General features: G+C 68.0%; 19 protein-coding genes. 7 read left to right on the top strand and 12 right to left on the bottom strand.

Features of this window, described 5'->3' with window-relative positions; all coding sequences use genetic code 11:
• Positions 1-3: 3 nt before the first annotated feature.
• From FB548_RS15205 to gap, 3 genes are all read right to left on the bottom strand, one after another.
• The gene (locus FB548_RS15205) at positions 4-1,356 is read right to left on the bottom strand and encodes a DUF3999 family protein (protein WP_142125645.1); all 1,353 of its coding nucleotides are present in this window, start codon (positions 1,354-1,356) and stop codon (positions 4-6) included.
• Complete coding sequence (locus tag FB548_RS15200; protein WP_142125908.1) at positions 1,353-4,082, bottom strand: DUF2339 domain-containing protein; 2,730 nt, start codon at positions 4,080-4,082, stop codon at positions 1,353-1,355. The genes FB548_RS15205 and FB548_RS15200 overlap by 4 nt, the downstream gene beginning before the upstream one ends.
• A gap of 225 nt (positions 4,083-4,307) precedes the next feature.
• On the bottom strand, positions 4,308-5,312 hold the full coding sequence (gap, locus tag FB548_RS15195; RefSeq protein WP_142125644.1) for a type I glyceraldehyde-3-phosphate dehydrogenase: 1,005 nt from the start codon (positions 5,310-5,312) through the stop codon (positions 4,308-4,310).
• A gap of 165 nt (positions 5,313-5,477) precedes the next feature.
• Here gap and FB548_RS15190 point away from each other — a divergent pair, with 165 nt between their 5' ends.
• The 7 genes from FB548_RS15190 to FB548_RS15160 all read left to right on the top strand — a co-directional run bounded on the left by FB548_RS15190 (position 5,478) and on the right by FB548_RS15160 (position 11,744).
• On the top strand, positions 5,478-6,098 hold the full coding sequence (locus FB548_RS15190) for an OmpW family outer membrane protein (protein ID WP_142125643.1): 621 nt from the start codon (positions 5,478-5,480) through the stop codon (positions 6,096-6,098).
• 63 nt (positions 6,099-6,161) lie between these two features.
• Complete coding sequence (locus FB548_RS15185) at positions 6,162-6,977, top strand: S1/P1 nuclease (protein ID WP_142125642.1); 816 nt, start codon at positions 6,162-6,164, stop codon at positions 6,975-6,977.
• 116 nt (positions 6,978-7,093) lie between these two features.
• Positions 7,094-7,837 carry a molybdate ABC transporter substrate-binding protein gene (modA, locus tag FB548_RS15180; protein WP_255470599.1) on the top strand — a complete coding sequence of 248 codons (744 nt, stop codon included), beginning with the start codon at positions 7,094-7,096 and terminating at the stop codon, positions 7,835-7,837.
• A 7-nt stretch (positions 7,838-7,844) separates the two neighbouring features.
• Positions 7,845-8,546 carry a molybdate ABC transporter permease subunit gene (modB, locus tag FB548_RS15175; RefSeq protein WP_142125640.1) on the top strand — a complete coding sequence of 234 codons (702 nt, stop codon included), beginning with the start codon at positions 7,845-7,847 and terminating at the stop codon, positions 8,544-8,546.
• Positions 8,546-9,163, top strand: a complete 618-nt coding sequence (gene modC, locus FB548_RS15170; protein WP_142125639.1) for a molybdenum ABC transporter ATP-binding protein — start codon at positions 8,546-8,548, stop codon at positions 9,161-9,163. The genes modB and modC overlap by 1 nt, the downstream gene beginning before the upstream one ends.
• A 39-nt stretch (positions 9,164-9,202) precedes the next feature.
• Complete coding sequence (locus tag FB548_RS15165) at positions 9,203-9,763, top strand: flavin reductase family protein (RefSeq protein ID WP_142125638.1); 561 nt, start codon at positions 9,203-9,205, stop codon at positions 9,761-9,763.
• Between the two features lie 40 nt (positions 9,764-9,803).
• The gene (locus tag FB548_RS15160) at positions 9,804-11,744 is read left to right on the top strand and encodes an acetyl-CoA hydrolase/transferase C-terminal domain-containing protein (protein WP_142125637.1); all 1,941 of its coding nucleotides are present in this window, start codon (positions 9,804-9,806) and stop codon (positions 11,742-11,744) included.
• 61 nt (positions 11,745-11,805) lie between these two features.
• On the opposite strand, the gene tkt is transcribed toward FB548_RS15160, so the two are convergent.
• From tkt to FB548_RS15115, 9 genes are all read right to left on the bottom strand, one after another.
• A complete protein-coding gene (gene tkt / locus FB548_RS15155) occupies positions 11,806-13,803 on the bottom strand; it encodes a transketolase (RefSeq protein WP_142125636.1) in 1,998 nt (665 codons plus the stop codon).
• A gap of 99 nt (positions 13,804-13,902) precedes the next feature.
• Positions 13,903-15,216, bottom strand: coding sequence for a dicarboxylate/amino acid:cation symporter (locus tag FB548_RS15150; RefSeq protein ID WP_185742132.1), 1,314 nt, complete (start codon positions 15,214-15,216; stop codon positions 13,903-13,905).
• Positions 15,217-15,354: 138 nt separating this feature from the next.
• Positions 15,355-17,031, bottom strand: a complete 1,677-nt coding sequence (locus FB548_RS15145) for a BatD family protein (protein WP_142125634.1) — start codon at positions 17,029-17,031, stop codon at positions 15,355-15,357.
• On the bottom strand, positions 17,028-18,791 hold the full coding sequence (locus FB548_RS15140) for a VWA domain-containing protein (protein WP_142125633.1): 1,764 nt from the start codon (positions 18,789-18,791) through the stop codon (positions 17,028-17,030). The genes FB548_RS15145 and FB548_RS15140 overlap by 4 nt, the downstream gene beginning before the upstream one ends.
• Positions 18,788-19,792, bottom strand: a complete 1,005-nt coding sequence (locus tag FB548_RS15135; RefSeq protein ID WP_255470583.1) for a VWA domain-containing protein — start codon at positions 19,790-19,792, stop codon at positions 18,788-18,790. The genes FB548_RS15140 and FB548_RS15135 overlap by 4 nt, the downstream gene beginning before the upstream one ends.
• A gap of 14 nt (positions 19,793-19,806) precedes the next feature.
• The gene (locus FB548_RS19040) at positions 19,807-20,259 is read right to left on the bottom strand and encodes a DUF4381 domain-containing protein (protein WP_142125631.1); all 453 of its coding nucleotides are present in this window, start codon (positions 20,257-20,259) and stop codon (positions 19,807-19,809) included.
• A gap of 2 nt (positions 20,260-20,261) precedes the next feature.
• Entirely contained in the window at positions 20,262-21,158 is an 897-nt protein-coding gene (locus FB548_RS15125; protein WP_255470582.1) for a DUF58 domain-containing protein, read from the bottom strand.
• Between the two features lie 31 nt (positions 21,159-21,189).
• Positions 21,190-22,182, bottom strand: a complete 993-nt coding sequence (locus FB548_RS15120) for a MoxR family ATPase (protein ID WP_142125629.1) — start codon at positions 22,180-22,182, stop codon at positions 21,190-21,192.
• A 153-nt stretch (positions 22,183-22,335) separates the two neighbouring features.
• Complete coding sequence (locus tag FB548_RS15115; protein ID WP_142125628.1) at positions 22,336-24,255, bottom strand: type IV pilus secretin PilQ family protein; 1,920 nt, start codon at positions 24,253-24,255, stop codon at positions 22,336-22,338.
• Positions 24,256-24,264: the final 9 nt, after the last annotated feature.

Here is a 24,264-nt window from a genome sequence, read left to right as displayed (position 1 = left end):
GGCCTATGCCGGAGGCCGGCTACGCAACAGGCTGAAGGCGAAGGCCGCCACCAGCGCGGCGCCGGCGATCAGCAACCCCCAAAGCAGCCAGGTCTTCCAGTCGCGCGGCGTGGGCGGCGCGACCAGCGCCGCGTCGCCGGCCAATACCGCGGACGCGGACAGGTAGGCGGGCGCGGGCTGCCATTCCTCGCCACGGTCGCGGCGCAGCGCATCGACCAGCGCCGGCATCGGTACGGCCGCGCGGCGCGCGCTCGCGCTGCCCGCGACCAAGGCGTAAGGCGGCGTGCCCTGCGCAAGAAACACCACCACCTCCGGCCGGTATCCGAGTCGCAGCGTCGGCGCCTGGTCCGGCAAGGCCCCCCGGTTGCTCAACCGCCAGTAGCGGTCGCGCGCCGGTCCGCTCGACAACGGTTGCGCCGGTGAGGCGCTGGCCTGTTCGCCGGCCACGCGATACGCCACCCACGGCCCGGCACGGAGCCGCCACGGTGCGTCCGTGCTGTCGCGACTCTCGAGTGTCCACTCACCGACGGCGTAGTCGTCCATCGCCAGGTCGGCCAATGCCACGGGATAGCGTCCATCGCTTTCGTAGGTATAGCTGTCCACGCCCTGTGCAGAAATGCGACGTCCCTGCAGTTCCGACCACTGCACTTCCTGCCGCTGGTGCACGGCATCCAGGCGCACGCGCACTTCTCGGATCGGCAATGCCGGCGAGGCATCGAGAGGCACGAAGCGGATGTAACGAAGCCCTCCGCGGATCGGCGCCTCGTCGCGCAACAGGCGCTGCGATCCGCGCTGCAATTCCACCAACGTCACGCGATCCTGCACCACCTCCCAGTGCTCCAGGTCGAGACTGCCGTCGACCCGGTAGCGCGATTCTCGCGGCGTGCCGGTGTCCCAAGTGAATTCCAGCGCTTCGGCGTTGTCACGGATGCGGCTCAGGTCGACCAGGAAGGCACGCGCAGGGCCCGATGCACCCGCGCTGCCCCCATCCGCCTCGATGCGGACGATGCGACCGTTCTCACCGAACTGCGCCGACACGCGCGACGGACCCGCTGCATCGGGCTGCTGGGTGGGCAGCGGGAACCACGGCACCACGATGCGCCGCGCCGGCAGGGCCGTCGGCTGCTCCGGGCCGAACAGCGCGGCGGCCACCGGCTTGCCGTGCGCATCCAGCACGTCGATGTCGCGCAGGTCGGGCCACGCCGTGGTGGTGTAGATCTCGCGATCGAGCACCACGCGGTACGCGCCCGCCTGTTCGGCCGACAACACCAGCGGCCAGCGCTTCGCATACGGTGCGGGCGCCTGCGCGCCGGCAAGCGCGGGCAGCAGGCACAGGACCATCAGCCACTTCTTCATGCGGGTGCCTCCTCGTTTTCGATGCGACGCGGTGGTGCCGGCGCCAGATAGCCCACCACGGTGCACAGCAGGCCGTAGCCGATGAACGAGCCGATGCCGAGCAGGTTGCCCAGGTGCTGGCGATCGACGAACACCAGCTTGGCCAGCACCACGCCCATCAGCACCGCGCCCCCCAGCCACAGCATGCGCTGGCCACGGCGCGACCCGATCACCCAGCCGAGCACGCCCAGTACGCTCCAGGTGATGGTCAGGCTGGTCTGCGCCAGGCTGCCGGACAGCAGACTGTCGTTCCACGGCACGCCACCCCAATGATGCACGGCGTGCAGCACGACGGAGGTGATCCACACGAAGGCCAGCGACGAAAGCAGCACGATGCGCGCCGGTGGCAGCACGCGCGTATCCGGCATCCACCAGCGAAGCAGCAGGACCAGCGTGGCGAGCTGCGCCAATTCCAGCGGGTTCAGCACGGGGAGCCAGGGCAGCGGCCTGGCATGACCTGCCAGGAACAACGAAACGAGCCACCACAGACCCAGCGCGGTAAACAGGACGCCCAGAAGGGGCGTGCGCCAGCCATCGAAGCGCTCGCCGAGCGGTGCCGCCAGCCAACGCCAGTGGAACAGCGCCAACGCCACGACGACAAGCCACGGCAACGCGATGAGACCCGCTTGCCAGCCGTCGCCCATGCCTTCGACATGGCCCGGCAGCCACGCCAGCAGCAGGCTGGCGACCAGCGGCCACACCAGCCACCACACGAACTGGGCCGCACCGGCGAGTCGATGCTCGCTGTCGCGCAGGCACATCAGGCTGCGGACGCCCAGTACCGCATAGGCGAGCCACGCCCATGCGCCATGACCGGCGAACGGCTGCTGGTGCGCATCGGTTTGCCACAGCGCCAGGGGGACGGCCGAGGCCAGGGCGACCAGCGTGGTCCACGCCAGCGCAGTAGCCGGACGCCGGCGATGGACCTCCGCCGCCAGCCAGCCGGTCAGCGCGGCAAAGGCCAGCATCGCGTCGGGTTCATCGCGTCGGCCAAGGTAGGCATCGATCTCGACCATGCCGTTGCCGAGCCACCAGGCGAGCGCCCACAGGTAGTACACCAGCGCCACGCCACGACCGCTCATTCGATAAGCCCAGGCACTGGCGAAGCCAGCGACGGCGATCAGCAATGCACTCATGAACGCCGCATTGGCGAACATCGGCACGACCGCCGTCGTTCCATGCCACGACGCTGCATCGGCGCGCGAGATGAAGAATGCAGCTGCTGCCGCGAGTTGCAGGCCTGCGCCCGTCAGCTGCGGCAGAAGCCGCGACTGCCGCAGGCCCAGCCAGGCCAGCGCCGCACCTTCCAGCGCGAACACGCAGGCCGTGGCCTGCGCCGACAGCGCCAGCGGCACTGACAGCGTGGCGAAGCCGACCGCGAGCAGCGCGTACGATTGCGCGAGCGCGTCGTAGTTCGTACGGCGGCGCAAGGTCCACGACAGCGCGGCATAAAGGACGCCGAGTCCCAGCGCGCAGAAGGCCAGCGGCAGGCGGCTGTCTTCGAACGTTCCGCCCTGCATCAGGCCCGCCTGCAGCGAGAACGCCACCAGCGGCATGCCGAACACGAGGCAGCCATCGATGAAGTCGCGGCGGCTGGCCGGCTGGCGACGCGCGAACAACAGCGGGATCAGCAGGTAGAAGGCGAAGAACAGCACCAGGAACGGCTGCGTGGTCGCATACTTCTCCGGCGCGTAGTCGAACAGTCCCCATGCGGTGCCAATGCCGAAGGTGAAGACGAACCCGAGCAGGTTCAGCACGCGCCACGACTTGTACCAGGCGATGCCGACGATGGCGGCATTGAGCACCGCGTAATACGAGAACAGCGCGACGTGGTTGCCACTGCCGGTCGAAAGCCAGATCGGCGCGAGGAAGCCCGCCAGCAGCGCGAAGACGGCGAGCGACTTCGCGTCCTGCAGGACCGCGAGCATGCCCGCACCAGCGACCAGCGCGATGCTCAGCGCGAAGGCCGCACCGGCCGGCATCACGGTGAAGACCTTGAACGCGGCGAACACCACCAGCAGCAATATGCCGATGGCACCCCCTTGCAGGCTCAGCGCGAAAGTGCGGTTGCTTTCGCGCTTGCGCCACGCGAACACAAGTGCACCCAGCGCCGCCGCCGCGATACCGGCCAAGCGCAGTTCCGGTGGCAGCGAGAACCAGCCCTGGTCGGCACCGTACTTCAACAGCGCCGCGACGCCGGCGAACAGCACCAGTACGCCGATCTTGACCGGCACGTTGCCGACCGTGAACCAGCGTTGCACCGCGCGGACTGCAACGGTGAAGACATCGGGCGTAACGGGTCGCGACGGTGTTTCGGGGCGCGGCGGACGCGGCGGCAGCGCGGGCGCGGGCTCCAGCTGCGCGGGCGTCGGCGCAACACGCGGCGGGGGGATAGGCGGCGGCATGGCCGCATGCTCAGGCGGCGGTGTCTCGACGCGGGACGGCGGCGATCGCACGAGTTCCGCCAGCGTGCGCTCGGCATCGGCCGGCTTGGATGCAGGGGCATCGGCCTGCGCCCGCGGCGTCGCGGATGCCGCAGGCGCCGCTTGCGGGCTGCGCAACTGGCCCACCTGCCGCTCCAGCTCGCCCACCCGGCGCTTCAGTCCGCTGATCGCGACCAGCGCCACGATCAGCAACACCGGCACGGCCAGCACCGCCAGGCCGAGCAACACCAACACTCCCGCCAGATCATCCATCGCCCAACCCGCCTTTGCGTATTCGGTGCAGGAACGGACTGGTCCGTTCCCCGGCCGTCCATTCAGCCTCGGGGCAGCCTCGGGCAAGGCGGCAGGATTTGCAAGATTCGATGCGCAGGTGGCGTGATCCCGGCCGCCCCGTATCACTTCGCGATACCTGGAAACGACACGGGCGCCCCGTGGGACGCCCGTGCGGTACAGCAGAAGCGGCGCGGCTTACTTGCCGGCGACCACGCGGACCATTTCCAGGCACTTGTTGGAGTAGCCCCACTCGTTGTCGTACCAGCTGACGATCTTGACGAAGGTCGGGTCCAGCGCGATGCCGGCTTCGGCGTCGAAGATCGAGGTGCGGGTATCGCCGCGGAAGTCGGTGGCGACCACCTTGTCCTCGGTGTAGCCCAGGATGCCCTTCAACGCGCCCTGACTCTGCGCCTTCATCTCGGCCTTGATCTCTTCGTACGTGGCCGGGTTCTCGAGTTCGGCGGTCAGGTCGACCACGGACACGTCGCTGGTCGGCACGCGGAACGACATGCCGGTCAGCTTCTTGTTGAGCGAGGGGATCACCACGCCGACGGCCTTCGCCGCGCCGGTGGACGACGGAATGATGTTCTCCAGGATGCCGCGGCCGCCGCGCCAGTCCTTGTTGCTCGGGCCGTCGACGGTCTTCTGGGTGGCGGTCGCCGCGTGCACGGTGGTCATCAGGCCGCGCTTGATGCCCCACTTGTCGTGCAGCACCTTGGCGATCGGCGCCAGGCAGTTGGTCGTGCACGAGGCGTTGGAGATGATCGCCTCGCCGTTGTAGGTCTTGTCGTTCACACCGTAGACGAACATCGGCGTGTCGTCCTTCGACGGTGCCGACAGGATCACCTTCTTCGCGCCGGCATCCAGGTGCTTCTGCGCGGTGGCCTTGTCGAGGAAGAGGCCGGTGGATTCGATGACGACCTCGGCACCCACTTCGTCCCATTTCAGGTTGGCGGGGTCGCGTTCCTGGGTCAGGCGGATCGGCTTGCCGTTGATCACCAGCGTGTTGCCCTCGACCTTCACGTCGCCGTCGAAGCGGCCATGCACGGAGTCGTACTGCAGCATGTACGCCAGGTAGTCCGGCTCCAGCAGATCGTTGATGGCGACGATCTCGATGTCGTTGCCGAAGTTCTGCACGGCGGAACGCAGCACGTTGCGCCCGATGCGGCCGAAGCCGTTGATACCCACCTTGATCGACATTGCTCAGGACTCCTGCGGCCACGCGCGCGGCGCGGCGGGGTTGACGGGGGCCGCCATTCTAACAGGCCGCCCCCGTGACGCCGCCTCACGGGCATTGATCAGGATCAAGGCGGTGCCGGATACGCGGGCGGAGACTGGCACCACATTCCAACGAGCGTCACCATCATGAAGAAGACCCTGATCCCGATTGCCATCGCCCTCGCACTGGGCGCCGCTGCTCCCGCCTTTGCCCAGTCCAAGGGCGAGTGGACGCTGGGCGTGGGCGCGCACCAGGTAAACCCCAAGTCCGACAATGGCTCGCTGGCCGGCGGCACGCTGCCGCTGGACATCGACAGTGACGTCAAGCCGACCATCACCTTCGAATACTTCCTGCGCGACAACCTGGGCCTGGAAGTGCTGGCCGCGCTGCCGTTCAAGCACGACATCGCCGTCGACGGCGTCGGCACGGTGGGCAGCACCAAGCATCTGCCGCCGACCGTTTCGCTGCAGTACCACTTCAACAGCAAGGGCAAGGTCTCGCCGTTCCTCGGCGCCGGCCTGAACTACACCACGTTCTTCAGCGAGGACACCAAGGGCGCGCTGGCAGGCACCGACCTGAAGCTGGACGACTCCTGGGGCCTGGCCGCGCATGCGGGCATCGACATCAAGGTCAGCGAGCGCGGCGCCGTGCGCGTGGATGCGCGCTGGATCGACATCGACACCGACGTCAAGGTCGATGGCGCCAAGCTCGGCACCGCCAACATCGACCCGCTGGTCTACGGCGTGGCGTATGTCGTGAAGTTCTGAGCAGATAGCCGCATCGCCTGACGAGGTCAAATGGGGACGGCCCGTGTCGGTTAAAGTACCGGCATGGTCCGTCCTCTCTTTCTTGTCGTCTCCCTCGCCCTCTCCTTTGCTCTCGCGCTGCTTCCCATGCCTGCGCATGCGTGGGGGCCCCTAGGCCATCGGCTGGTGGCGCTGCTGGCATGGGATGAACTGGCGCCGGATACGCGACGCCAGGTCGAAGCCCTTCTGCAGGGCGAACCGGACCCGACGCTGGCCGGCGTCGCCAGCTGGGCCGACGACCTGCGCGAGAACGATCCTGTCCTCGGCCGCAAAACCGCACGCTGGCACTTCGTCAACCTCGGCGAACACGACTGCGTCTACGTGCAGTCGCGCGACTGCCCGGGCGGCAACTGCGTGGTGGACGCCATCAGGGCGCAGACTGCGATCCTCGCCGACACCCGGCGCACGCGCGCCGAACGCGTCCAGGCGCTGAAGTTCGTGGTGCATTTCGTGGGCGACGTGCACCAGCCGCTGCATGCCGGCTATGCACATGACAAGGGCGGCAACGATGTGCAGGTGAACTGGAACGGACGCGGCACCAACCTGCACACCCTCTGGGACAGTCGCATGCTGGTGTCTACGGGTCGCAGCGAAGCCGACTACCTGCGCCATCTTCGCGCGTTGCCGAAGCCCTCCGTCGGCGCCATCACGCTGCCCCCTCCCTCGTCCGCCTGGGCCGAGCAATCGTGTCGCGTGGCCACCCAGCCGGACTTCTATCCACGTCGCGCGAAGCTCGAGCAGCGCTACGTCGACAGGCACCTGCCGGTGGCCGAGCGCCAGCTCAGGGCGGGGGGCGCGGCATTGGCGGCCGTATTGAACGAGGCGCTTGATCGCCACTGACCTGCCGGTACCCGCATTCCCGCTCCGCGCCAAAGATCATCGAATCGCCCGTTCCACCAGGAGTCGTTCGCATGAACCTGCCCACGCCGCTCCGTCGAGTGTTCACCGCACTGGCCATGCTCGCGGTCTCCTTCGCCGCCCCTGCCGCGCCGGCGGACGACGACGCGCCGCTCACTGTCTTCGCCGCCGCCAGCCTGAAGGAATCGCTGGACGAAGCCGCAGCGGCTTACCAGAGGCAGACGGGGGTATCGGTCCGCGTGTCCTACGCTGCCAGTTCCGCGCTCGCGCGCCAGATCGAACAGGGTGCGCCGGCAGACGTGTTCCTCTCCGCCGATCTGGAATGGATGGACTATCTGCAGCAGCGCGGCAAGCTGCAGGTCGCGACGCGACGGGACCTGCTGGGCAACCAGCTGGTGCTGGTCGCACCGAGAGCCCGCCAGGCAAGCGTGGACCTGAAACGACCGGTGACACTGCTGGCCGCACTGGGCCAGGGCCGCCTCGCCGTGGGGCAGACCGCGACGGTCCCGGCAGGCAAATACGCCCGCGCATCACTGGAGTCGCTGTCACTGTGGAACGGCGTCAAGGCGCGCCTGGCCGAATCGGAAAGCGTGCGCGCGGCATTGATGCTGGTGGCGCGCGGCGAGACACCGCTCGGCATCGTGTATGCCTCCGATGCGAAGGCCGAGCCGGCCGTGCGCGTGCTCGCGACATTTCCGGCGGATTCGCATCCCCGCATCGTGTATCCCGTGGCTGCGCTGCGGGGGCCGCGCACGGCACGGGCGACGCCATTCGTGCACTGGCTGGCGTCACCCGCTGCCGACACCATCTTCGCGCGGCATGGCTTCACGGTGAAGGACTGACGCCGACGTGTTCGACGCCTTCAGTCCGGAAGAACTCACCGCGATCCAGCTCAGCCTGAAGGTGGCGCTGGTGGCATCACTCGCGAGCCTGCCCTTCGGCGTCCTCGTCGGCTGGCTGCTGGCGCGCACGCGCTTTCCCGGCAAGGCACTCCTGGACGCCGTCGTGCACCTGCCGCTGGTGTTGCCGCCGGTGGTGATGGGTTACGCGTTGCTGGTGACGCTGGGCACGCAGGGAACTCTCGGCCGCTTTCTGCAGGAACAGCTCGGCGTCGTGTTCGCGTTCCGGTGGACCGGCGCGGCACTGGCGTGCGCCGTGATGGGATTTCCATTGATGGTGCGTTCGATCCGGCTCTCGCTGGAAGCCACCGACCGCCGGCTGGAGCAGGCAGCCTCCACACTCGGCGCCGGCCCGTGGCGCGTGTTCTTCACCATTACCCTCCCGCTGGCCTGGCCCGGGCTGGTCGCCGGCAGCGTGCTGGCCTTCGCCAAGGCGCTGGGGGAGTTCGGCGCCACCATCACCTTCGTGTCGAACATTCCCGGCGAAACACAGACGCTGTCGTCGGCGATCTACGGCCTGATGCAGGTACCCGGCGGCGAAGCCGGCATCTGGCGCTTGGCGGCCGTGGCCGTGGTGATCTCGCTGGCTGCGCTGCTGTTCTCCGAATGGCTGGTGCGGCGCCACCACACACGGCAGGGAGAGGACAGCTGATGCTGAGGCTGGACATCGAACTGCGTCGCGGCAATTTCCAACGTCGCATCCATATCGACGACGATGCTCGCGTGATCGCGCTGGTCGGCCCGTCGGGCGCGGGCAAGACCTCGGTGCTCAACGCCATCGCGGGACTGCTGACGCCGGTGGCCGGCCGCATCGACGTGGATGGCCATTGCCTGTTCGACAGCGCGCGCCACGTCGACGTGCCCGTGCATCGCCGTCGCGTGGGCTACGTTTTCCAGGATGCGCGCCTGTTCCCCCATCTCGATGTGCGCCGGAACCTGCAATACGGCCGTCACGGCGGACAGGGCGCGCCGCAGTTCGGTTTCGACACCGTCGTGGACCTGCTCGGCATCGCACCCCTGCTCGCCCGCCGTACGCGCAACCTGTCGGGCGGCGAAGCGCAGCGGGTGGCGATTGGCCGTGCCCTGCTCTCGCAACCGTCGCTGCTGCTGTTCGACGAGCCGCTGTCCGCACTGGACCAGGCCCGGCGCGAGGAACTGATCCCCTACCTGCAGCGCGTGCGCGACGAGATCCGCCTGCCCATCGTCTACGTCAGCCACCATCCGGACGAAGTGCGGCGCGTCGCCGATTCTGTACACGTTCTCGACTGAGCGGCGCGTATCCTGCCGCCACGATACTGGAGCGGCACCATGACCAGGCAGAAGCGCTGGAAGGAGTTGCCGGTGGACCAGGTACGACGCTACCTGGAACCCGGTCCCGTCGTGCTGCTCAGCACGGCACACAAGAGCGAACGCGCCATCATGACGCTGGGCTGGCACATGATGCTGGGCTACGACCTGGTGGGCACCTACATCTGGGACGCCAACCGCAGCCACGCGCTGGCACGCGCCAGCCGCGAGTGCGTGATCAACCTGCCGACCGAAGACCTGCTGGACACCGTCGTGCGCATCGGCAACTGCAGCAGCGCCGAGCAGGACAAGTTCGACCGCTTCGGCCTCACCGCCCTGCCCTCGCGCGAGGTGGATGCGCCGCGGATCGCCGAATGCCACGCGCAGTTCGAATGCCGATTGCACGAGACCCGCATCACCGCCGACTACCCGTTGTTCGTGTGGCGCGTGATGCATGCGCGCGTCGCCGCCTCGCCGCGCATCCCCCGCACCCTGCACTACCGCGGCGACGGCCGTTTCACGGTGTCGGGCCGCGAGGTATCGCGGCGGCGCCTGTTCCGTCCGGACATGCTGGAGCAATGAGGCCATGGCCGATCAACGCGCGGCTCGTTACGCTGGCACCATGACACAGCACCTCACTACGCTCGACGAAGCCGTCGACCTGATCCTGTCCCGGACGCCGAGCCCGTTGCGCATGGGCGCCCCGCTGGGCATCGGCAAGCCGCATCGCCTGTTGAATGCCCTGTACGCGCGCATCGCACGCGATCCGGCACGCTCGTGGTCGCTCTACACCGCGCTGTCGCTGGACCCGCCCGCCGGCGGCAAGGGCCTGGAGGGCCGCTTCGTGGCGCCGTTCGCCGCGCGCCACTTCGGCGGGGACTTCCCGCGCCTGGACTACGTGCAGGCGATGAAACGCGACGCGCTGCCGCCGAACATCGAGGTGGAAGAGTTCTACATGCAGGGCGGCGCCCTGCTGCGTTCGAGCACCGCGCAACGCCATTACGCCAGCCTCAACTACACCCACGTCGCGCGGGCACTGGCCGACCGCGCGCTCAACGTGATCGTGCAGAAGGTCGCGCGCGAACCCGGTGGCACGCGACTTTCGATGTCGTGCAACAACGACCTGACCCAGGACACCGTGGACGCTGTCATGGCCCGCGGCCTGCCCCGCCCCTTGCTGGTGGCCGAAATCGATCCGCAGCTGCCCTGGATCGGCGGAACGGCGGCGGTGGACGAAGCGTACTTCGACATCGTGGTCACGCCACCGGGGCCCTATCCGATGCTGTTCGGCCTGCCGCGCCAGCCGGTGTCGGATGTGGATTACGCCATCGGGCTGTATGCCAGCACGCTGGTGCGCGACGGCGGCACGCTGCAGATCGGCATCGGTGCGCTGGCCGACGCACTGAGCCATGCCCTGGTGCTGCGCCATACCGACAACGCCACGTACCGGCGTGTGCTGGCGGCCCTGGATCCGGAACTGGAGCGGCATCCCGCCGTCCTCGCCAGCGGCGGGCTCGACCCGTTCGCCATCGGCCTGTATGGCTGCAGCGAGATGGTCAACGAAGGCTTCAAGCGGCTGGTGGAAACCGGCGTGATCCGGCGCAAGGTCGCGGACGACGAGGCACTGATGCAGCGCATCGCCGACGGCAGCGCTAACCTGGGCGACCATGCGCGACTGGAGCGCGATGGCGAATACCTGCACGGCGCCTTCTACCTTGGCTCGCCCGCATTCTACGACTGGCTGCGCGAACTGCCGGACGACCAGCGACGCGCCATCGGCATGCGCCGGATAAGTATGATCAACGAACTGCAGCACGGGCAGGAAACCCTCGCACGCCTGCAGCGCCGCGATGCGCGCTTCTTCAATTCCTGCATGATGGCGACGGTACTGGGCGCGGCCGTCTCCGACGGCCTCGACGACGGACGGGTGGTGTCCGGCGTGGGCGGGCAATACAACTTCGTCGACATGTCGAACGCCCTGGACGGCGCGCGCAGCGTGCTGATGTTCCGCGCGGTACGCGAGGATGCCGGCAGCGCCGGATCGAACGTGCGCTGGAACTACGGCCACACGACCATCCCGCGCCACCTGCGCGACCTGTACGTCAACGAGTACGGCATCGCCGACCTGCGCGGAAAGAACGACGAGGACTGCATCATCGCCATGGGCGGCATCACCGACACGCGTTTCCAGCGGGGACTGATGGAACAGGCGCAGCGCGCGGGCAAGTTGCGCGGTGGCTTCCACCCGCCTGCGCACTGGATCGACAACACGCCGGTGCACCTGTCGGCGCGCCTGCGCGCCTTCCGCCATGACGGCACGCTGCCGGACTACCCGCTGGGCAGTGATTTCACCGAAGTCGAACAGCGGATCGTCAAGGCGCTCAGCTGGCTGAAAGCGAATACCGCCACGCCTTGGAAGAAGATCGCGACGGTAGCGAAATCACTGGCGGCGCGGCCGGACGACGAAGCTGCGATGGCGCGCATGGCGTTGTCGCAGCCGGCGACATTCGGCGAACGCATCGAAGCGAAGCTGTTGGCACACGGACTGCGCGAGACGCGCTGACCGTTGACAAGAAAAAAGCCGGGCGTCGCCCGGCTTTTCTCGCTTCCGCGTTACGGCCCGCTCAGAGCGACTTCGCAGCCTCGACCACCGCGTCAACGGTGATGCCGAAGTGCTTGTACAGCGCGTCCGCCGGCGCGGAGGCACCGAACGTGGTCATGCCGATCACCGCCCCGTCCAGGCCCACGTACTTGCGCCAGAAATCGCTGATGGCCGCTTCTACCGCCACGCGCTTGCGCACGGCCTTCGGCAGCACAGTCTCGCGGTAAGCCGCATCCTGGCGGTCGAACACATCGGTCGACGGCATCGATACCACGCGCGTCTTGATGCCCTGCGCCTCCAGCGTCGCCTTGGCTTGCGTGGCCAGGCCCACTTCCGAACCGGTGGCGATCAGGATGACGTTCGGCGTGCCGTCGGCATCGGCCAGCACGTAGCCGCCGCGCGCGATGTCGCTCACCTGCGCATCGCTGCGCGGCTGGTGCGGCAGGTTCTGGCGCGAGAACACGAGGCAGCTCGGGCCGTCCTGGCGGACGATGGCCTGCTTCCACGCCACCGCCGATTCCACCGCGTCGCAGGGGCGCCATACGTCGTTGTTGGGGATGTAGCGCAGCGATGCCAGATGCTCGACCGGCTGGTGCGTGGGACCGTCTTCGCCCAGGCCGATGGAGTCGTGCGTGTACACGTGGATCGCATGCGCCGGGATCAGCGCGCTCATGCGTACGCCGTTGCGCGCGTAGTCGCTGAATACCAGGAAGGTGGCGTCGAACGGCACGAAGCCGCCGTGCAGCGCCAGGCCGTTCGCAATCGCGGTCATGCCGAACTCGCGCACGCCGTAGTACACGTAGTTGGCATTCGGGTCGGTGGTGGACACCGACTTGCTGGCCTTCCACAGCGTGAGATTGGAGTGCGCCAGGTCGGCCGAGCCGCCCACCAGCTCCGGCAGCAGCGGCGCGAAGGCCTCGATGGTGTTCTGCGAGGCTTTGCGCGAGGCGATGACCGGGCCTTCGGCCTGCACCTTGGCGATGTACGCATCGGCCTGCGCGACGAAGTCGGCGGGCAGTTCACCGGACGCGCGGCGCTTCAGCTCGGCGGCCTGTTCCGGGTACTGCGTGGCATAGGCGTCGAACAGCGCATTCCAGTCGGCTTCCAGCGCCTTGCCGGTCTCGACCTTGTTCCAACCGGCGTAGATGTCGGCGGGAATCTCGAACGGACCGTACGGCCATTCCAGCGCAGCACGCGTGGCCTCCAGCTCGTCCTTGCCCAGCGGCGCGCCGTGGCTGGATTCCTTGCCGGCCTTGTTCGGGGAACCGAAGCCGATCGTGGTGCGGCAGCAGATCAACGTGGGCTTGTCGGCGGCCTTCAACGCGGTGTCGATGGCGGTCTTGATCTCGACCGGGTCATGGCCGTTGACGTTGCGCACCACCTGCCAGCCGTAGGCTTCGAAGCGCGCCGGCGTGTCGTCGGTGAACCAGCCGTCGGTGTTGCCATCGATGGATATCTTGTTGTCGTCCCAGAAGCAGACCAGCTTGCCCAGGCCCCAGGTGCCGGCGAGCGAGGCGGCTTCGTGCGACACGCCTTCCATCAGGCAGCCGTCGCCCATGAACACGAAGGTGCGATGGTCGACGATGGCGTGGCCTTCGCGGTTGAAGCGCTGTGCCAGCAACTTCTCGGCCAGCGCGAAGCCGACCGCGTTGGCGAAACCCTGGCCGAGCGGACCGGTGGTCGTTTCCACGCCCGGCGTCTCATGGCGCTCCGGGTGGCCGGCGGTCTTGCTGTGCAGCTGGCGGAAGTTCTTCAGCTCCTGCAGTGGCAGGTCGTAGCCGGCCAGGTGCAGCAGCGCGTACTGCAGCATCGAGCCATGGCCGTTGGAGAGGATGAAACGGTCGCGGTTGAACCAGTGCGGGTTCGACGGGCTGTGACGGTAGTAGTCGTTCCACAGCACTTCGGCGATGTCGGCCATGCCCATGGGCATGCCGGGATGGCCGGAATTGGCGGCCTGCACCGCGTCGGCGGCGAGGAAACGGATGGCGTTGGCGAGCTGGCGGCGGGTGGGCGTCGTCATGGGGTCGGTACGGAGGGGGCGGCGCCCGGCGGGCTGCGGGCCGCCCATTGTCCCACCCCCCGCCCGCCCTGTCGCGGTTGCGAGGGCCTGCGCGGGGTGTTAGCCCGGCTGGCCCGGCAGCTTCACGTCGACGCGTTCACCCTTGGCCACCAGCGACGCGAGGGTCAGGTCACCGGTGACGTTGAGGGTGGTGCGGCACATGTCGAGGAAGTGGTTCACGCCCAGGATCAGGCCGATGCCGATGGGGTTCACACCGACCATGGCGCAGATCAGCGCCACCACCGGCAGCGAGCCGGATGGTACGCCGGCCGTGCCGATGCCGCCCAGGATACAGACCAGCATCACCATGAACTGCTGGCCCAGCGACAGGTCCACGCCGAAGAACTGGGCCAGAAAGATCACCGTCACGCCCTCGAACAGCGCGGTGCCGTTCTGGTTGGCGGTGGCGCCCACCGTCAGCACGAAGCGCGACACCGTGCGCGGCAGGCCCAGCTTTTCGTCGGCCACGCGCAGTGCGGTGGGCAGGGTCGCGTTGCTGGACGCGGTGGAGAACGCCATCACCATCGCTTCCTGCGCGCCGCGGAAGAACGTCAGGGGCGAGTACCCGGCCAGCTTCAACGCCACCGAGTAGCTGACCAGCAGGTGCAGCGCGAGCGCCAGCACCACCACGCCCACGTAGGCGCCGAGACGCACGAGCAGGTCGAAACCGAAGATCGCGGCCAGGTTGAACATGAAGCAGGCCACCGCGTACGGCGCCAGGCGGATCACCAGGCCGATCAGCGTCATCGAGATCTCGAACACGCCTTCGATCCCGCGCTTGAGGATGCCGGTGTTCTCCGACGGCGTCAGCACCAGGCCGACGCCGAACATCACTGCGAAGAACATCAGCGACAGGATGGCGGCATTGCTCGACGCCGCACCGATCACGTTGTCCGGCACGATGGACAGCAGCATGTCCATGCCGGTCGGCTGGCTGCCGACACTGGCGACGATTTCCTTCGTGCGCTCGGCATTCTCCGCGATCAGCTGCTGCGCCAGCGCGGGCTCCACGCCCACGCCAGGCTTGAACAGGTTGACCAGCACCAGACCCAGAAGCACCGCCACCGCCGACAGCAGCACGGTGTAGGCCAGCGTCTTCCAGCCGATGCGGCCGAGCGCGCGGATGTCGCCCATCTCGGCAATGCCGCAGACCAGCGCCGAAAACAGCAGCGGCACGATCAGCATGAAAATCAGGTTGAGGAAGATCTTGCTGAAAGGTGTGGTGACGTACTTGGTGACGTCCTGCACCCAGCCTGCATCGCCCTGACCGGAGGCATGCACGATGAGCCCGATGACCAGACCGATGCCGAAGCCGATGGCCATCTTCCAGTGCAACGGGAGCTTGGCGCGGTTGGCGGGCGTGGCGTCGGTCATCGGCGGGTCCTGCAGCGACAAAGTCGGGAGCTTAGCAAACCCGGCATGGTGGCCCGTCCACGCATGGCTGAGCGCGTGGGTGCCGCCAGAAGGGCATCACTTACGGCAGAGGGATGACGAACATCGGTCCGGTTTCCCCTACCGGGGATACAACGGCGGCAGCGGTTCGTCCGCCACGCCGACGTCTCCTGCCTGCCACTGCGGCCCTCCACGGAAGGCTTCGCGCAGCGCAAGGCGGGCCTGTGCCGGATCGCCGCCTGCCCAGCGGGCGCGGCGCAGCAGGTCCACTGCGGCACGCTGCGCCGGCATGACGAGGCGACGCTGCAGGTCGTCCAGGTCGATGACCGCGGGGCGCGCCATACCGCAGAGCACGGCTTCCATATCGTCGAGATCGCCAGCATCGAGCACGCGTTTCAGGTCGGCCGCCGTATGGGTCGCGGAGGATATCGTCGGGTGGGTGGGCTCCGTCGCATGTCCGCGGATCCGGGCCACGTTCGCGCCACCCGGCCGACGCGACAACCCCCACACCAGCGTGGCCAACCACAACAACGCAAAACCGGCGGCCAGCCACGGCCACAGGTGGGCCGGCAGGCGTCGGTCGCCGGACAGCGCCATGACGCCATCGTCCGTGGCGGCCGGCGCCATCGGCACTGCGGCATCCCGTGCCGGCGGATGCGCCGCCTGCCCATTCCCCTGCACGACCGGGATGGCCAGGTCCTGCAGCGTCGCGCGCTTCGCCGTGCCGGTACGCACGTCCCACCACGCCATCGCCACGCCGGGCACCGCCAGCGAGCCCGGCTGCGAGGGTACGACGGAGTAGCGACGCGTCAACTTCACCTGCGGCGTGCCGCCATTGAACGTCTCATCGTATTGCGGTGGTTCCGCGAACACCTGCGCGCCCGGTATCGAGGGCACGGGCAGTTCGGGCAGCTGTGCCTGCGTGGCGCCGATGACGGTGGTCTCGATGGCAAGCGTGGCCGCTTCACCCGTACGCAGCTGGTCTGGCACTGCGGTATAGCGCAGGCGAAGGTCGCGTACCGGCAACCAGGGCTGGGGTGCGTTCGCCGGCTGCGCGCGCACCTGCAGCGTGCGCGGCGCGCCGGTGATGTTCACTTCGCGACTGTTGCCGCCGAGCAGGTCGTCCATCCAGCCACCTGCACCACGGCCGCTGAAACGGGGGCCAGGCAACGTCAATGCGCCGCTGCGCTCCGGCACCAGCAGGAAGCGGCGCTCGGCCGTGCTGTAACGCCGTCCGTCGATCTCGCGGCTGGACTGCACTATGTCGCCGACGCGCTGCAGCAGCGCGCCATCCGGCGGATCCAGGTCGAGCTGGCCGGAGACCAGCGGCGTGGCGTAATAGAGCCGTACGGTGACGCCTACCGACTGCTGCACGTAAGGGCTTGGGTCGTCGATCTCGGTTTCCACGAATACGAGACCGTTCGATGCCGCGCTGGCGGTCGGGGTCGCGGTCACCTCGAGCATCAGCGGGGCGGTGCGTTCGCCGCCGACCTGCAACGCCGGGATCGCCAGCGTGCCTGCGCGTCGCGGACGCAGCGTCAGCGCGAACGTCGTGCTGCTGCGCACGCGCCCGTTCACCAGTCCGACGCTGCGGCTGTCGGACTGCCCTTCCACCTCGAAATCGCGCATCAGCGGGGTGAGGTCGGGCGTGGCGGACACCGCATCGGTTTCCACATTCAGCGTGACTGCCTGTCCGAGCGCGACGGTGGGTTGTTCCAGCCACGCGCGGGTGGCGGCCATCAACGAGACCGGCCATGCCACCAGCAGGCACAACAGGATCAACACCCGATGTTTCATCGCCCTTCCCTCTGCCGGCGTTCGTGTTCGAGCCGGAACTTTGCCTTTAGCAGCGAACCGGGCTCGTCCGGCACGCGCTTCAGCCACGCATCGACCGCCTGGCGCCGTTCGCGCTGCTCCGCGGTTTCGGCCTGGACAGCAGGCGTGTTCCCGGCTGCATCCTTCCCATCTCCGGATTCGCGTGCCATCGCCGCGCGCATGCGTTCACGCTGTGCCGCATCGGCAGCTGCCTGCGCGGCGGCATCCGGCGTGGATGATGGTGGCGCGCCGGTGCGCGATGGATCCGCATCGGGCGACGGCTTGCGCGCATCGCGCGATGCCGATGAGGCGGAAGGCTGGTCAGCAGTCGATGGCGATGCACTCTTCTGTGCCCCTGGATCGGGCTTGGACTGGTCCTGCGACGCTCCGGATGCATTGCTGCCGTCGCCCTGCTGTCCTGGCTTGCCTTGCCCCTCTCCCGGCGACGGCGGGCGCTTGCGTGCCGCATCCACGGCCGCGCGGTTCGCCAGTGCATCGGCCATGCCCGGCTGTGCGCGCAGCGCGCGGTCGTACGCCGCGATGGCATCGTCATAACGTTGCTGCTTCGCCAGCGCGTTGCCGAGGTTGTACCAGCCCTCGGCGGTATCGATGCCGGTGAACGCCTGCTCGGCGGCAGCGAAGTCGCCCTGCCGGTACGCATCGGCGCCTTCGGCGATGCGCGCGTGTTCGGCTTGGTCCGGGCGCTGCCACCACTCGATGCCAGCCGCATGCGCGGGCTGCGCGAGCGGGAACCAGAGCGCCCCCGCCAGTACCAGCGCCGCCCCACGGCGGAACCACAGCAATGCCAGCAGCAGAATCGGAATCAACAACCAATAGCCTTCGTCACGCCACGCTTTGCCGCCGCCGGGCATCGTCGACGTGCCCACGGTCTCCAGTCCCGACGAAGCCACGCCGAGCGCTGCAAGATCGCCGTTGTCGGCCGTGGCCGACTCGTAACGTCCGCCGCCGGCTGTGGCCAATGCGCGCAGCGATGAAGCGTCCAGCGCCGCATGGCCGATCGTCCCGTCGTTGCCGCGATACGCCGCACCTGCGGCTGTGCCCAGACCGAGCACCGAGACCAGGTAGCCTTGCGCGCGCGCGTCGGCGGCGGCTTTCGCTGCGCCACCGCCTGCGTGATCCGTGAGCACCAGGATGTCGCCGTTACGGAAATCCGCCTGAGCCAATAGACGCGCCGCCCAAGCGATACCGCGATCGGTGCGCTGCCCGTCCACCGGCATGATCTCCGGCGCCAGCTCATCGAGGTACAACCGGATGTTGGCCGTGTCGTCGGTCATCGGCGCGACCGTGAACGCGTCGTCCGCGAAGGCGACCAACGCGACCGGACTGCCGGCGCGTGCGTCGAGCAGGCGCGCCAGCTTCGCCCGCGCCTGCAGCAGTCGCGAAGGCGGCAGGTCAGTCGTCATGATACGGCTGGAAAGATCCAGCACCACCACCAGCGGACGCTGGGCTTGCCACAACGGCTGGTCGCCCTGCCGCCAGCTCGGCCCTGCGAGCGCGAGCACCGCGAGCGCGTACGCCAACGCGGCCACGATCATGCCCGCGCGCGCCGCGCCACCGCCCCGCACCAGCAGATGCCGCAGCAGATGCGCGTCCACATGGCCCTGCCAGGCATTCAGGCGGTGCCGCTGCACGCGCCACCACCACGCCAGCAGCGGCAGCACCAGCAAGGCCCACAACCAGTGCGGGCGCAGGAAATGCAGTGCGCTCCAGAAGGCACTCATGCGCGCCTCCGCGGCCACACGAAACTCAACAGCGCGAAGCCCAGCGCCGCGGCCAAGGGCCAGTGATAGCGCTCGATGCGCGGGCGCACGGCCTTGCCCGCCTGCTGCACCGGTTCGAGGCGATCCAGCTCGGCGTAGATGCCGGCCAGTTCGTTGGTATCGCGCGCGCGGTAGAACCGTCCGCCGGTCTGCGCGGCGACATCGCGCAGGGTCGCCTCGTCGATGTCTTCCGGCGAACTGGCCGGCATCGGCAACGGAATGCCGAACAAGCTCATCCCCCCATCGCTGCCGAAGGCGATGGTATGGATGCGCACGCGCTCCTCCTTCGCCAGTTCCGCTGCCTTCTGCGGCGTCAGTACACCGGCAGAGTTCACGCCATCGGTCAGCAGGATCAGGACGCGCTGGCCCTCCTCCTGCGTGCGCAGCCGACGCACCGCGAGCGCGATGGCATCACCGATCGCGGTTTCGCGGCCGGCGAGCCCGGCCACGGCATCGCGCAACTGCTCGCGTACGGTCTGCAGGTCGCGCGTCAGTGGCGTCATCGCATAGGCGCGCTGACCGAATACCAGCAGGCCGACGCGATCACCGTCGCGGCGGTCGAGGAAGTCGGCGAGCACGGCTTTCGCTGCGGTCAGGCGATCGACGACGGCACCGCCCAGCTCCATATCGGGCTCGGTCATGCTGCCGGACAGGTCGACCGCGAGCATCAGGTCGCGCCCGCTCACCGGCGGCGTGACGGCATCGCCAAACTGTTGCGGACGCGCGGCGGCGGCGCAGAGCAGGAACCACACGAGCCACGCCAGCGCGGCGCCCCGCCCCGGCATGCCGCGCCCACCGCGCTGCGCGATGGATTGCACCGAACGACCGTAGGGCACCCTCAGCGCATCGGCTTGGGTACGGCGCGCGGGCAGTAGCCAGCGCACCAGCCAAGGCAAGGGAAACGCCAGCCAGAACCATGGCCATGCGAAGCCGGCATAGCCATCCTGCAGCAGCTGCAGCATGGGCAGTGACCCACTCATCGCGAACCCGCCATCAGTTCGAGGAAGCGCGCGCGCGCGACGACGCGCGCTGCGGCCAACTCGACTGCATCCACCTCGCGACGATATCCGCCATCCAACAGCAGTCGGCCGGGCCCTTGCGTGAACGCATGGCCTTTCCCACCATCGAGGAATCGCAGCCACGCTTCGCCTTCCAGCCGGTCGGCGGAGGCATCCCGCTGTCGCGCAGCACGGCGCAGCAGTTCCGACATCGCGGCCACCCGCGCGGCCGGTGTGTTTTCTTCGCTCGTCGCATCGAACCAGCGTTGCCATGCCTGGCGGCGCCGATGGCGATGCAGTCGCCATGCGGTCACGCCGACAATGACCAGGACGATGGCGGCGATCAACAACCACCAGCCCGGCGCCAGCGGCCACCAGGATGGCGATGGCGGAACATGCACGTCGCGCAGCACCAGCGTCGCCATGGTCATGCTCAGGCCACCTGCGGCTGCGCGCGGCCCAGCGCGACGAGCCACGCGTCGCTGTCCGCATCCGTGGACAAGGTGCGGACTTCCACGCCGCGTGCAGGCAGCCGATCAAGCGCGCGATCCAGGGGTTGCTGGAACTCGGCACGCCACGCCTCGCGTTGCGCGGGGCTGGCGAGATCAAGTTCCACGCGCTGGCTTCCAACGGAGAAGGGAAGTCGCTGCGTTGGAGGATCCGTCTCCAGCGGATCCGTCAGCAAGAGCACGACCACATCATGATGCGCGGCGAGTGCCGGCCACCGCGTCTCCGGAATGGTGGCCAGGCTGTGGGGATCGGCCAGCACCAGCAGACGCGACCCGGGGCGCAGCAGGCGTGCTGCGTGATCGAGCGCGAACGCCAACCCCAGATCCTCCGGTGGTGGCGCCGTATACCAGCGCACCAGCGCATCGAGAACACGCAGTACCCCGCGGGTACCCGATGCGGGCGGAACAGGCGCTTCCGTCATGCTGCCACGCAGGATCGCCAGGCGATCGCCTTCACGCACGGCCTGCCAAGCCGCCACCGCGCCGGCACGCGCGGCCTGCACCGACTTGAACCTCACGCGCGTACCGAAGTACAGCAATGGCGACGTGTCGGCGACCAGCAACGTCAGCCGTTCACGCTCGGCCTGGAACAGCTTGGTATGCGTGCGCCCGCTGCGCGCCGTCAGTCGCCAGTCGATGTGGCGGACATCGTCGCCCGCCACGTACTCGCGGGATTCCGCATATTCCATGCCGCGCCCTCGCAAGGGCGAGGAGGACGGCCCCGTGACGGAATGCCGGCCGCGTCGCGCGGGTGGGCGCCGCTGGGCGCTCGCCCGCAAGGCGATCAGCTCGGTGAGGGTGGGTACGATGCCTTCGCTCATGGGCATGCCGTGCGGACGTTCGCGCAGGCGCTCAGGGCAGCGGGACCACGTCGAGCAACGCTTTCACCAGACGATCGCCATCCCAGCCCTCGGCCGTGGCCTCGTAGCTGGGCAGCACGCGGTGGCGCAACACGTCGGGGGCGATGGCGCGGATGTCGTCGGGCGTCACATAGTCGCGACCTGCCAGCCAGGCGCGCGCACGTGCGCAGCGCTCCAGGGCAATGGAACCGCGTGGGCTCGCGCCCCAGGCGATCCGCCGCGCCAGCGTCGCGTCGTAGCGTGCAGCGTCGCGCGAAGCGAGGACCAGCTCGATCAGATAGCGTTCCAGCGCCGGCGCGAGATGCAGGTCCAGCACCTGTGTGCGCGCACTGAAGACATCCTCCAATGGCATGCGCTCGACCGCCGCCGGGACGGACTGCATCTGTTCGCGGGCACGATCACGCGCCAGCCGCAGGATGTTGGCTTCCGCGGCTGCCTCGGGGTATCCGATCTTCACGTGCATGAGGAACCGGTCCAACTGCGCCTCCGGCAACGGGAAGGTGCCTTCCTGTTCGATCGGATTCTGCGTGGCCATCACCAGGAACAAGGCCGGCAATGGATACGTATGCCGGCCCACCGTCACCTGGCGTTCGCCCATCGCTTCCAGCAACGCCGATTGCACCTTGGCCGGCGCCCGATTGATTTCATCGGCCAGCAACAACGGATGGAACACCGGCCCGGGCTGAAATTCGAACCGGCCATCCTGTGGCCGCCAGACCTCGGTGCCGGTAAGGTCGGCAGGCAGCAGGTCCGGCGTGAACTGCACGCGTGCGAACTCCGCCTGCAGCCGCGACGCCAGCGCACGGATCGCCGTGGTCTTCGCCAGCCCGGGCGCGCCTTCCACCAGAAGATGGCCATCGGCAAGCAATGCGATCAGCAGCCTTTCGACCAGCGCGGACTGGCCGACGATGGTCCGGGAAAGGTCGTCACGCAGCGCACTGAAGCGGTCAAACAGCGTTCGTGTGTTCAGTGGCGTGGAATCCATGGGCGCTCCGGAAGGCGTGGCGTGCCTGTGACCGCAGTTTGCCATGGCGGTTCCCGCAGGGAACGACGAATCGGAGCCGGATTCAGCCCCAGGCGAAAGAAACGAAACGGGCCGCTATCGCGGCCCGTTCGATGATGCGCTGAGCGCTACACCTCAGCGCTTGGAGACCGACAGCACCTTCGGCGTGATGAAGATCAGCAGTTCGGCCTTTTCCTTGCTGCGTCCCTTCTTCTTGAACAGGTTGCCCAGGAAGGGGATGTCGCCGAGGAAAGGCACCTTGGCCACACTGCTGCGATCGGCGAACTCGTACACGCCGCCGATCACGACGGTCTGACCGTCATCGACCAGCACCGCGGTATTGATTTCACGCTTGTCGATGGTCGGCACGCTGCCATAGCCTTCCAGCGTGATGAACTCCGCCACTTCGTCCTTCTTGACATTCAGGTTCAGGAACACCCGGTTGTCATTGGTGATTGTGGGCATCACCTTCAGTTCCAGCAGGGCTTCCTTGAACTGCACGTTGGGCGTCGCAACACCGCCCTGGCCTGCAGTAATGGTGACGTAACCGACTTCCTTGCCCTGACGGATGACGCCTTCACGCTGGTTGGCGGTGACGATGCGCGGATTCGAGATCACTTCGCCACGACCTTCTTCCTGCATGGCGGAAAGTTCGAGGTCGATGGCGAAATTGCGGCCCAGCAGCGTATAGGCAAGAGCGCCCGCCGCTGCGTCAGTGAACCCGTCTGCAGGCAGGTTGACATTCAGGCCACCCGGGGTGATCGGCTGGGTCGGGTTGCTGATGTTGCCGGCGTTGCCGCCCAGCGAACCGCCGATGCCCTGGCTACGGTCCCCGATACGACGCCCCTGGATGCCGAAACGGGCACCCAGGTCGCGCGCGAAGGTATCGCTGGCGATCACGATGCGGCCTTCGATCAGCACCTGGTCGACGGGCCGGTCGATCATCGAGATCAGTTCGCGCATCTGCGCGACCTTCTTCGGGATGTCGCTGATCATCAGCATGTTGGTGCGCTCGTCCGCAACCAAGCGTCCGCGCGGGGAGAGGAATCCGTTCTCCTGCTCCCTGCCACCACCACCACCACCGCCACTGTTCTGGTTGCCGATGCCCTTGGCCTCGGTCAGTGCCTTGAAGATAGCGGCGGCGCTGTGATAGTTGATCTGGACGTAGTCGGTGACCATGTCCTCGCGGTTCTCGATCGCGATGCGCGCGTCTTCCTTGTCCTGCTCGAACTTGGCCAGTTCGGGCTGCGGGGCGACCCAGACCACCGCGCCATCGCGGCGTTTGTCCAGGCCCTTGGCGCGCAGGACGATGTCGAGCGCCTGGTCCCACGGCACGTTGACCAGACGCAACGTGACGTTGCCCTGCACCGTATCCGACGCGACGATGTTGAGATTCGACTCTTCCGCGATCAGCTGCAGCACCGTGCGTACCGGCACGTCCTGGAAGTTGAAGGTCACCGGGCGGCCACTGTAGCGGCGGGCCTCGGTGGCCACCTTCTGCGCTGCCGCCACCACGGCGGAGGCACTGGTACCGGAGGTGGCATTTGCTCCGCCCATCGCCTTCTGTCCGGCGCGCGGCACGATCTCCACCACGTATTCGTTGCCCGACTGGTATGCCAGCGATTCGAAATCGCCACGGGTGCTGAGCACCAGCTGGGTTCCGCCGCCCTTGCTCTGTGCCTCGACACGCTGCACGGGCGTGGCGAAATCGACCACATTGAGCGGACGCTGCAGCGAGGCGGGCAACGTCGCATTGCCGACACTCACCACCACGCTGTCGCCCTGGTTGCGCAGGTCCGGAGCAGCGCCCTGCCCGTCGAACTTGACGATCAGCCGTCCCGAACCATCCTCACCGCGACGGAAGTCGATGTTCGACACCGAGACCGCGGACGCAGGCGTCGCGACGGTTACGGGGGACGAGGCCGGTGGCGTTGGCGAGGCGGCGCCTGCGGCATTGGCCGCCGCAAGCAGGCCGATGGCCAGCCCAAGAGAGCAGACCCGGAAAGTAGCCAGGCGCCGGGACGGCCGCGGGCGGTGGGCATTCGTAGCGGTCATCGTGTATCC

The organism is Pseudoxanthomonas sp. 3HH-4 (assembly GCF_006716465.1).
GTDB lineage: Bacteria > Pseudomonadota > Gammaproteobacteria > Xanthomonadales > Xanthomonadaceae > Pseudoxanthomonas_A.
Note: the sequence above shows the minus strand (reverse complement) of the source record. Positions and strands in the feature narration are given on the sequence as shown.